11 protein-coding genes are annotated in these 8,761 nt (G+C 65.6%); 2 read left to right on the forward strand and 9 right to left on the reverse strand.

Annotated elements, in window-relative coordinates; all coding sequences use genetic code 11:
• Nucleotides 1-4: 4 nt before the first annotated feature.
• Complete coding sequence (locus E8F11_RS01860) at nucleotides 5-418, reverse strand: VOC family protein (RefSeq protein ID WP_280287104.1); 414 nt, start codon at nucleotides 416-418, stop codon at nucleotides 5-7.
• Between the two features lie 60 nt (nucleotides 419-478).
• Between E8F11_RS01860 and E8F11_RS01865 the strand changes: the two genes are divergently transcribed.
• Complete coding sequence (locus E8F11_RS01865) at nucleotides 479-781, forward strand: putative quinol monooxygenase (RefSeq protein ID WP_280287105.1); 303 nt, start codon at nucleotides 479-481, stop codon at nucleotides 779-781.
• Between the two features lie 111 nt (nucleotides 782-892).
• Here the strand turns inward: E8F11_RS01865 and tsaA are convergent, their stop codons facing one another.
• The 8 genes from tsaA to rimO form a co-directional block, all read right to left on the reverse strand.
• Nucleotides 893-1,585 carry a tRNA (N6-threonylcarbamoyladenosine(37)-N6)-methyltransferase TrmO gene (tsaA, locus tag E8F11_RS01870; RefSeq protein ID WP_280287106.1) on the reverse strand — a complete coding sequence of 231 codons (693 nt, stop codon included), beginning with the start codon at nucleotides 1,583-1,585 and terminating at the stop codon, nucleotides 893-895.
• 1 nt (nucleotide 1,586) lies between these two features.
• Nucleotides 1,587-1,772, reverse strand: coding sequence for a hypothetical protein (locus E8F11_RS01875; RefSeq protein WP_280287107.1), 186 nt, complete (start codon nucleotides 1,770-1,772; stop codon nucleotides 1,587-1,589).
• Between the two features lie 59 nt (nucleotides 1,773-1,831).
• Nucleotides 1,832-2,632: a DUF2182 domain-containing protein gene (locus tag E8F11_RS01880; protein WP_280287108.1), complete on the reverse strand. Its 801-nt coding sequence runs from the start codon at nucleotides 2,630-2,632 to the stop codon at nucleotides 1,832-1,834.
• Complete coding sequence (locus tag E8F11_RS01885) at nucleotides 2,629-3,264, reverse strand: DUF1326 domain-containing protein (RefSeq protein ID WP_280287109.1); 636 nt, start codon at nucleotides 3,262-3,264, stop codon at nucleotides 2,629-2,631. Before E8F11_RS01885 ends, E8F11_RS01880 begins: the two co-directional genes overlap by 4 nt.
• A gap of 116 nt (nucleotides 3,265-3,380) precedes the next feature.
• Nucleotides 3,381-4,151, reverse strand: coding sequence for an SDR family oxidoreductase (locus E8F11_RS01890; protein ID WP_280287110.1), 771 nt, complete (start codon nucleotides 4,149-4,151; stop codon nucleotides 3,381-3,383).
• Nucleotides 4,152-4,246: 95 nt separating this feature from the next.
• Nucleotides 4,247-4,888, reverse strand: coding sequence for a glutathione S-transferase N-terminal domain-containing protein (locus tag E8F11_RS01895; protein ID WP_280287111.1), 642 nt, complete (start codon nucleotides 4,886-4,888; stop codon nucleotides 4,247-4,249).
• A gap of 49 nt (nucleotides 4,889-4,937) precedes the next feature.
• A complete protein-coding gene (locus E8F11_RS01900; protein ID WP_280287112.1) occupies nucleotides 4,938-5,288 on the reverse strand; it encodes a DUF393 domain-containing protein in 351 nt (116 codons plus the stop codon).
• A 205-nt stretch (nucleotides 5,289-5,493) separates the two neighbouring features.
• Nucleotides 5,494-6,816, reverse strand: a complete 1,323-nt coding sequence (gene rimO / locus E8F11_RS01905; protein WP_280287113.1) for a 30S ribosomal protein S12 methylthiotransferase RimO — start codon at nucleotides 6,814-6,816, stop codon at nucleotides 5,494-5,496.
• 194 nt (nucleotides 6,817-7,010) lie between these two features.
• Here rimO and E8F11_RS01910 point away from each other — a divergent pair.
• On the forward strand, nucleotides 7,011-8,761 hold a 1,751-nt coding region (locus tag E8F11_RS01910), incomplete at its 3' end, for a potassium transporter Kup (protein ID WP_280287114.1).

Below are 8,761 nucleotides of genomic sequence, written 5' to 3' on the forward strand. Positions count from 1 at the left end.
CGTTTCAGACCGGAGAGCTGAAGCGCTGCCCGGAAATGGCCGGATGATAGATCGGCTGGATCTTGTTACCGGCCGGGTCGAGCACGTGGAAGCTGTGGGCGCCGTCGCCATGGGCGAAGGGGCGGTCGAGCATGGTCACGCCTTGGGCCTTGAGGTACTGGTACCAGGCTTCCAGCTCTTCCAGGCTGTCCACCACGAATCCGTAATGGTCCACCGCCTGTACGCCACTGCTGGGAGCGAATGCGCGGCCGAGAGACAGATTGTCGTTGCCGCAGGTCAGGTAAACCAGGTCTTCGTTGGCCCGGTTGAGCAGTTCCATGCCCAGGACATCCACATAGAAACGTTCGCACTCTTCCATGTTGGGCACGAGGATAGCGATATGGCGCAGGCCATTGAGGCGGCCGGGACGGCTGGGCATTTCCTGAACTCCAGTTTTGTATACAATTTGCGTGAAATATAAGACAAAATGGAGCTCAACGTGTACTGCCTTCTACTCAAGACCCGCCTGCGCCCCGGTAGCCTGGATGCCTTCATGGACGCCATGCGCGTCAACGCCGCCGCTTCGGTGCGCGACGAGCCCGGCTGCCTGGTATTCGATGTGCTGCAGGACCGCAGCGATCCCGACCTGGTCTGGCTTTACGAGGTCTACACCGGCGAAGCCGCATTCGAGGCGCACATGCGTACCCCGCACTTCCTGGCCAGCCGGCCGCTGGTGGAGCCATTGATCCTCGACCAGGATTGCATCGAAGCGGATTCCATGGCGCTGAACGCTTCGCGTTGACCCTGTTCGGCGCGCCAATGCGGTGCGCATGGCGCACCCTACCCTGAGGTGGTTCTGCAGACGAATGGGGTGCGGGACATTCCGTAGGGTGCGCCGCGCGCACCGGGGATGTCAGGCCCGCGCGATTTCCAGTACGCGAATGCGGCCCGGATCGGGATAGTGCCAGCGCACGTCGACGTCCCACAGGCGCGCACCATAGCGTCGCTCGGGTTCGGGCTTCTGGTAGGCGGGGCGTGGGTCCTGGGCCAGGCACTGTTCGACGAGTTCGGCCAGGGGTTCGCCGAGGCGCTGGCCGTGCTCGCGGGCCTGGAGCAGGGCGGCAGGTTCCCATTCCACGGGAATCAGTTCGGGCGCGGCATCGGCTATGGCGTTCAACGCGCCGTCCTGGCGGTCGGCATAGGGCACGTAGGGCTTGATATCCAGCACCGGGGTGCCGTCCAGCAGGTCGATACCCGACAGCCAGAGACGCCCGGCTTCCACCTTGTCCAGCTTCACCACCGACTGGCCGATGCCATTGGGGCGGTGGGTCGAGCGGCTGGCGAAGACGCCGATGGACTGGTTGCCACCCAGGCGTGGCGGGCGCACCTTGAGGCGCGGTTTGTCTTCCAGTGCCTGGTGGAAGAGGAACAGCAGCCAGACATGGCTGACCTGCTCCAGCCCGGCCACGGCCTCGCCCGTATCGAAGGGCGGCAGCAGCTCCAGCACACCTCGCGCGGCAGGGGCCAGATGCGGCTGGCGGGGAATGGCGAACTTTTCCTTGAAGCAGGAACGGACGTAGCCGACCGGGGAGACGCTGTGTTGCATATCAGTAGGGCACGCGGCAGCCGGCATCGCGGAACGGCCCGCCCAGGCGCTGCCAGCCTTCGCCGGGGCTGGCCTGGGCGCAGGTCAGCCCGCCATCCAGCTTGCTCTGCCAGATGAAGAAGGGCGCCGGCGCGGCGATGCCGGGGGCGGAAAGGGCGAGCAGGAGTGTGAGCAGAGCGAGGCGCATCGGCAGGTAATCAGGTGGGTGGCGCGGCTACCCTAGCGCTCCCCCCGGCGCTGTGCAAGTCAGGCGCCGTGCAGCACCAGCAATCCCCAGAGGATCAAGGCCACGCCCCCCGCCTTGCTCAGCCACTGGCCGCCGGGCAGGTATTTCTCCAGCAGCACATAGGCGCCCAGTAGCGCGACCCAGAGCAGATTCATCAGGCCCCCCACGAACAGCAGCCCCATCAGGGCCCAACAGCAGCCCAGGCAGTACAGGCCATGGGCCATACCCATGCGCCAGGCTCCGGCCGGGCCCGGGCGCCAGTAGCCGATCAGGAATTGCAGGGGGGAGCGGCAACGCTTCAGGCAGGCCTGCTTGGCCGGGAAGAACTGGTAGAGCCCGGCACCCAGCAACAGGCCGGCGGCCAGCCACAGGCTCTGGCTGCGCATCTCGAAGTCGAGCAGGGCGAACTGGTCCAGCAGCCATTGCAGCAGGGTCGCGGCCAGGCTGAACAGGCTCCAGACCAGCACATAGGCGCCACAGAACAGCCACGACGCCCGGCCGCGCTGTCCTTCGGGCAGGCGCGTGCCCAGCGTCTTCTGGTACAGCAGTATCATCGGCAGCGCGCTGGGCAGCATCATGCCGACCATCATCACGCTCCACATCGCGAACATCAGCAGCGCATCGCGAAGGGTCCAGGGCATCGGCATGCCCTCCATGGCCATCTCCAGCATACCGCCGGGCGCTTCCATGCGCCGCGCCAGATCGATGAGGAAGAGCCAGGACAGGCCGGTCAGCGCCACCAGGCAGAAGGGCAGGAGCAACTGCTGCCGCCCCAGCCGCCTGAACGCTCCCTCGACCCGGCCGGGGACGGACAGCCTCATCGCACCACGCCACGTCCGGTGAAGTGCAGTCGTGCGAAATGCCCGTGTCCACCCTGGGATTCGATCTTGATATCGCCCTGGGTCCGATAGCTGCCGCTGGCCATTTCGGCCTCGGTGAACTCGAAACCGTCGGGCAGCACCAGCCGCGCCCGCTGGGGGTCACCGGTGACCGGGTTGCGGATGGGCTCGCCGGTTACTTCCAGTACGCCAGGTATAAGGGTGTGGGCAGTGCGACCGTCCACATCGACGCTGAATTCGATGGGCACGAAGCGCGGCTCGTACACCTCGCTGAGCGTGGTGCTGAATACCTGGAACACCGTGGCGCCCGGATCGGTCTCGCCGCCCGATAGGATGGTCAGCAACGCATTGCGCTGAGCCTCGCTGGCGCGTTCTTCGATGAACACCTGGCAGCGGCCGTTGCCCTCATGGATGGCGCCGGGCCAGGCGAAGGTAGCGACCCAGCAGAGGCCATCCAGCGCGACGTCCTCCAGGTGTCCCTTGTCGACGCGCATGCTCACCACGGCCTCGCAATGGCCGTGGGTGGGCCGGGAGCTGAACTGGCATGGACAGCCCCAGTTGCAATTGCAGCTCGTGAATTCGACGCCCTGAAGGCGCCACTCAGCCATGGCCATGGCCCTACCTCCTTTCCACCCTTGCAGTGGAATAGCCGTTGCACCTGATAGACAACGCTAGCAGAAGCCTAAGGGGGCAACAGGTGGCCGCCGACCGGGGGCCGGAGGTTCCCTGCTCAGAGGTGGAAGCCGCCGTCGATGGGGATGATGTTGCCTGTCATGTAGGCGCCCGCCGTGCTCGCCAGGCTGATGGCCAGGGCGGCCATCTCTTCGCCGCGGCCCCAGCGCTTCATCGGGATCAGTGCGGTGTCGCGGGCCATGGCCTCCGGGTCATTGGCGATGAAGCGGGTCATCTTGCTGGGGAATCGGCCAGGGGCGATCACGTTGACGTTGATGTGCTCGCTCACCAGTTCCCGCGCCAACATCCGCGAAAGTTGGTGCAGCGCGGCTTTGCTCGGGCCGTAGGCGTAGGCTTCCTCGCCATGGGAGCTGATGCCGGCCACCGAGCCGATATTGATGACCCGCGCCGGGCTCGCCTCGCTGCCGGCCTTGCGCAGAAGGGGCAACAACTGCTGGATGCAGCTGAATACCGAGGTGACGTTGAGTTGCATGACCTTTTCCCAGCCCTTCACCGGGTAGCTTTCCAGGGGCGCGCCCCAGGTGGTGCCGGCGTTGTTCACCAGGATGTCCAACTGCTCGATGTGCTGCTCCAGCGCCTGGGCCAGGGCCTTGGCGCCTTCTTCGCCAGAGAGATCGGCGGAGAGGGCGTGGCACTCACCGAAGGCGGAAAGTTCGACGGCGGTTTCGCGGCAGGCCTCGGCATCGCGGGCGCAGATGAAGACCCGCGCGCCGGCCTCGAGGAAGCCCTGGGCGATCATCCGGCCGATGCCGCGAGTGCCGCCGGTGACCAGGGCGGTGCGTCCTTGGAGACTGAAGTAGGGGTGCATTGCGAACCTCGCAAGTGAGCCTGGGGAGGCCCATACCCTAGCCCCGGCGTGGCCGGGGCGGGGGCATTATCGAGGCGCGGAATACAGCGGCATTGTCAGGCCTGCGCGGCCTGGGCGGCGGCCAGCTCCGCATCCTTGGCCAGGGCGCGGTTGTAGGCTGGGCGCTTGATGAAGCGGGCAATGTAGTCCTTGATCACCGGAACCTCCGGGATCAGCCCGAACTGGGTAGTCCAGTTCAGCGCGCTGCCCCAGAGCACGTCGGCGGCGGTGAACTGCTCGCCCAGCAGCCAGGGGCCTTGCTGCAACTGGCTGACCAGGGCCTTCATCACGCTGTCGAAGTCGCCGTAGGGCGAGCGCGCCTCGGGAAGGGGTTCGCGCTTCTGCACGCGGTCCACCACCGCCGGTTCGAAGCAGGAGCCGTAGAACACCATCCAGCGCAGGTAGGGGCCGCGCAGCGGATCGCCCAGCGGCGGCGCCAGCCTGGCTTCGGGATAGAGGTCGGCGAGGTAGAGGTAGACGGAAACCTGTTCGGTGACCACCGCGTCGCCGTGGGTCAGCGTGGGCACCTTGCCCATGGGGTTGATGGCGAGGAACTCCGGCTTGCGTTGCTCGCCGGCCTTCATGTTCATCACATGGAGCTGGTAGTCGGCGGCGAGTTCTTCCAGCAGGGTCAGGGCGCCGGTGGAGCGGGTGTAGGGGCAGTGGTAGAGGGTAACCTGGCGGTTCTGGCTGGTCATTGTCATTGTTCCGCTTGGGCCTTGGATGGAGCGAGTCTAGCCCCTGCCTCTAGAGCCTGCCGCTGCGGCGCAGACGACGAAGAACCCATTGGCGATAGGCATGCGATAGGAGTGGTTTGATCAGGGGCAGACCAACCAGCCAGGCGAGCGGCGCCAGCCTGGGCACGCGGGACAGCAGGAGGATGTAGGCGTCCAGTTCGCGGTGGATACGGCCGGTTTCGTCCTGGACGTGGAGTTCGGTGAGTGCGAGGTAGGGGTCCATGCCAAGGGCGCGCAGCTCGGCGTCGCGGCCGGTGATGTCGATCCATTCCACGCCCTCAGCGGCGCGGGGGAGGGATTCGTACCAGCGTCGGTCGGCGATGCAGCGGGGGCAGGCGCCGTCGTAGAAGACCTTGAGCATGGCCGGGCTCCGATGATGGGTATCGCTGCGCTCCACCCATCCTACGACTATTGCTCTCGGGTTTGGCTTTGCACGGGCTTACAGGGAGCTTCGTGCTGAACGGAGCGAATCACCCCTTGCCCGCCGGGAGAGGGGCCGGGCTTCCGTGGGCGCGGACCCAAGAAAAAACCCCGCAATCGCGGGGCTCTTTCAGTGCGGAATCACATCAGACCAGCTCGGCCCACATGTCGTACTCATCGGCATCCACGATCCGCACGCGGACCTTGTCGCCCGGCTTCACATCGGTGGATTCGATGAACACGCTGCCGTCGATCTCCGGTGCGTCCGCCCAGGAGCGGGCCACGGCGCCTTCGTCGTCCACTTCGTCGATCAGCACGTCCATTTCACGGCCGATCTTCAGTTGCAGACGTGCGGTGGAGATTGCCTGCTGGTGCGCCATGAAGCGCTCCCAGCGGTCCTGCTTGACGTCGTCCGGTACGGGTTCCAGGCCCAGGTCGTTGGCCGGGGCGCCGTCCACCGGGGAGTACTGGAAGCAACCGACGCGGTCCAGCTGGGCTTCGGTCAGCCAGTCCAGCAGGTACTGGAAGTCTTCCTCGGTCTCGCCGGGGAAGCCGACGATGAAGGTGGAGCGGATGGTCAGGTCCGGGCAGATCTCGCGCCACTTCTTGATGCGGGCCAGGGTCTTGTCCTCGAAGGCCGGGCGCTTCATGGACTTGAGCACCTTCGGGCTGGCGTGCTGGAAGGGGATGTCCAGGTACGGCAGCAGCTTGCCTTCGGCCATCAGCGGGATCACGTCATCCACGTTGGGGTAGGGGTAGACGTAGTGCAGGCGCACCCACACGCCCATGGCGGACAGGGCCTCGCACAGTTCCAGCATGCGGGTCTTCACCGGCTGGCCGTTCCAGAAGTCCAGCTTGTACTTGAGGTCGACGCCGTAGGCGCTGGTGTCCTGGGAGATTACCAGCAGCTCCTTGACGCCGGCCTTGACCAGGCGCTCGGCCTCGGAGAGCACGTCGCCCACCGGGCGGCTGACCAGCTTGCCGCGCATGGAGGGGATGATGCAGAAGCTGCAGCTGTGGTTGCAGCCTTCGGAAATCTTCAGGTAGGCGTAGTGGCGCGGGGTCAGTTTGATGCCTTGCGGCGGCACCAGGTCGACGAAGGGGTCGTGGGTGGCGGACGGCGGCACCACTTCGTGCACGGCGCTGACCACCTGCTCGTACTGCTGCGGGCCGGTCACCGCCAGCACGCTGGGGTGCACGTCGCGGATAGCGTCTTCGGACACACCCATGCAGCCGGTGACGATCACCTTGCCGTTTTCGGCGATGGCCTCACCGATGGCGTCCAGGGATTCGGCCTTGGCGCTGTCGATGAAACCGCAGGTATTGACCACCACCACATCGGCATCCTGATAGGTCGGCACGATCTCGTAACCTTCCATGCGCAGCTGGGTGAGGATGCGTTCGGAATCGACTGTGGCCTTCGGGCAACCCAGGCTGACGAATCCGACTTTGGGGGTGGCGGTGGACATTGCGGCTAACCTCGATGGGCGCTCGGAAGGGCGCCTCTGATCAAAAAGTGCGCAATTCTAGCGGCAGGCGTCAGCCATTTCTACCCAAATCTAACGTCATTTCGCAGCTAGCCTGTAGGAAGCTGGCGTAGGGAGGGCGGAATGCTTCTCCTTGCCAGGACGGCGCGCCTACTGTCATCAACAGGAAGTTCTAGATGAGCGAGAGCATCACGCAACCCACCGACCAGCACACCGGGCATACGGCATCCGGACTCGGTCTGCTGGTGGCCGCCGCAGGGGTGGTCTACGGCGATATCGGCACCAGCCCGCTGTACACCCTGAAGGAAGTCTTCGCCCCGCACTACGGCGTGCTACCCAATCATGACGGGGTGCTGGGCGCCCTTTCGCTGATCTTCTGGTCGCTGATCTGGGTCGTCTCGATCAAGTACGTGCTGTTCATCCTGCGTGCCGACAACGATGGCGAGGGCGGCGTGATGGCGCTGACCGCCCTGGCACAGCGTGCTTCCAGGCCGTTCCCACGGCTGCAGATGGTCCTGGTGCTGCTGGGGCTGTTCGGCGCCGCGCTGTTCTACGGCGACAGCATGATCACCCCGGCGATCTCGGTGCTCTCGGCCGTCGAGGGCCTGGGCATCGCCTTCGACGGCATTGAGCACTGGGTGGTGCCGCTGTCGCTGATCCTGCTGGTGGGGCTGTTCCTGATCCAGAAGCACGGCACCGCGCGGATCGGCATCCTCTTCGGACCCGTGATGGTGATCTGGTTCAGCGTGCTCGGTGCCCTCGGGGTCTATGGCATCCTTCAGCAGCCCGACGTGCTGAGCGCTCTCAATCCCTACTGGTGCGTCCAGTTCTTCATCGCCCACCCGGGCATTGGCGTGGCCATCCTTGGCGCGGTGGTGCTGGCGTTGACCGGCGCCGAGGCACTCTACGCGGACATGGGCCACTTCGGCCGCAAGCCCATCGCCAGGGCCTGGTTCTTCCTGGTCCTGCCGGGTCTGGTGCTGAACTACTTCGGCCAGGGCGCCACCATCCTCGGCAACCCGGAAGCGGCGCGGAACCCCTTCTACCTGCTGGCGCCGGACTGGGCCCTGCTGCCCATGGTGGCACTGGCTACCCTGGCCACGGTGATTGCCTCCCAGGCGGTGATTTCCGGCGCCTTTTCCCTGACCCACCAGGCCATGCAGCTCGGCTACATCCCGCGCATGTTCGTCCAGCACACTTCCCATGAGGAGCAAGGGCAGATCTATATCGGCACCGTGAACTGGGCGCTGATGGTGGGCGTGGTGCTGCTGGTACTGGGCTTCGAGTCCTCCGGCGCCTTGGCCGCGGCCTACGGCGTGGCGGTAACCGGCACCATGCTGATCACCACCCTGCTGGTGTCGGCGGTGATGCTGCTGCTGTGGAAGACGCCACGCTGGCTGGCCATCCCGGTGCTGCTGGGCTTCCTCTTCGTCGACAGCCTGTTCTTCGCCGCCACCGTGCCGAAGATCTTCCAGGGCGGTGCCTTCCCGGTGCTGGCGGGGATTGCCCTGTTCGTGCTGATGACCACCTGGAAGCGCGGCAAGCTGATCGTGGTCGAGCGCCTCGACGAAACGACGCTGCCGCTCCCTCTGTTCATCGGCAGCATCCGCGCGCAGCCACCGCACCGCGTGCAGGGCAGCGCGGTGTTCCTCACCGCCCGGCCGGACGCCGTGCCCCATGCGCTGCTGCACAACATGCTGCACAACCAGGTGCTGCATGAACGGGTGGTGCTGCTGACCGTGGTCAGCGAAGACACGCCGCGCGTGCCGCTGGAACGGCGTTTCGACGTGGAGGCCTACGGCGAGGGCTTCTTCCGGGTGCTGCTGCATTTCGGCTTCATGGATGAACCGGATGTCCCGGCCGCGCTCAAGCTCTGTCACCTCAGCGAGCTGGACTTCAGTCCGATGAGCACCACCTACTTCCTCAG

The sequence above is a fragment of the Pseudomonas sp. BN417 genome, from assembly GCF_029871205.1.
Taxonomy (GTDB): domain Bacteria; phylum Pseudomonadota; class Gammaproteobacteria; order Pseudomonadales; family Pseudomonadaceae; genus Metapseudomonas.

Excerpts from the sequence above, each read along its gene's own strand:
- E8F11_RS01860 (WP_280287104.1), bottom strand. The coding sequence starts at position 418 with ATGCCCAGCCGTCCCGGCCGCCTCAATGGCCTGCGCCATATCGCTATC.
- tsaA (WP_280287106.1), bottom strand. The coding sequence starts at position 1,585 with ATGCAACACAGCGTCTCCCCGGTCGGCTACGTCCGTTCCTGCTTCAAG.
- E8F11_RS01875 (WP_280287107.1), bottom strand. The coding sequence starts at position 1,772 with ATGCGCCTCGCTCTGCTCACACTCCTGCTCGCCCTTTCCGCCCCCGGC.
- E8F11_RS01880 (WP_280287108.1), bottom strand. The coding sequence starts at position 2,632 with ATGAGGCTGTCCGTCCCCGGCCGGGTCGAGGGAGCGTTCAGGCGGCTG.
- E8F11_RS01885 (WP_280287109.1), bottom strand. The coding sequence starts at position 3,264 with ATGGCCATGGCTGAGTGGCGCCTTCAGGGCGTCGAATTCACGAGCTGC.
- E8F11_RS01890 (WP_280287110.1), bottom strand. The coding sequence starts at position 4,151 with ATGCACCCCTACTTCAGTCTCCAAGGACGCACCGCCCTGGTCACCGGC.
- E8F11_RS01895 (WP_280287111.1), bottom strand. The coding sequence starts at position 4,888 with ATGACCAGCCAGAACCGCCAGGTTACCCTCTACCACTGCCCCTACACC.
- E8F11_RS01900 (WP_280287112.1), bottom strand. The coding sequence starts at position 5,288 with ATGCTCAAGGTCTTCTACGACGGCGCCTGCCCCCGCTGCATCGCCGAC.
- rimO (WP_280287113.1), bottom strand. The coding sequence starts at position 6,816 with ATGTCCACCGCCACCCCCAAAGTCGGATTCGTCAGCCTGGGTTGCCCG.